Raw genomic sequence first — 351 nt, 5'->3', positions numbered from 1 at the left:
GATAAAATCGTCTTAACCCAAATTCAGTATTTCGCCTAAACATCAGCCAATCTATAATGTAGAATAGCATGATGCCTACTGTCGATATTAACAAGAGCACAACGGTTGTCTTCATTGAAATGATGTATTATTAGTCTTAGAATAACTTTTTTACAAAGCACGGACAAAAGCCTATCGACTCTCTCCTTTTTCTATTAGATCTATAACTTCACGGAGTTCCTCTGCCGATATTTTACTCTTTGCAACAAAGTGCTGCACAAGCTCTTTGTAACTTCCGGTAAAAAACTGCTGCACCACTCTGCCTACAGTACTCTCAGAATAATCTTTTTCTGTTATGAAAACACTATACTC

Annotated in this window: 1 protein-coding gene; it reads right to left on the bottom strand. The window is 36.5% G+C overall.

Features of this window, described 5'->3' with window-relative positions; genetic code table 11:
* Positions 1 to 171: 171 nt before the first annotated feature.
* Positions 172 to 351: BlaI/MecI/CopY family transcriptional regulator (locus A6X21_RS06265; protein ID WP_165603697.1), on the bottom strand; the 180-nt coding region annotated here is incomplete at its 5' end.

The sequence above is a fragment of the Planctopirus hydrillae genome, from assembly GCF_001707835.1.
Lineage (GTDB): Bacteria > Planctomycetota > Planctomycetia > Planctomycetales > Planctomycetaceae > Planctopirus > Planctopirus hydrillae.
The sequence above is the reverse complement of the archived record's forward strand: the minus strand, read 5'-3'. Positions and strand labels throughout refer to the sequence as shown.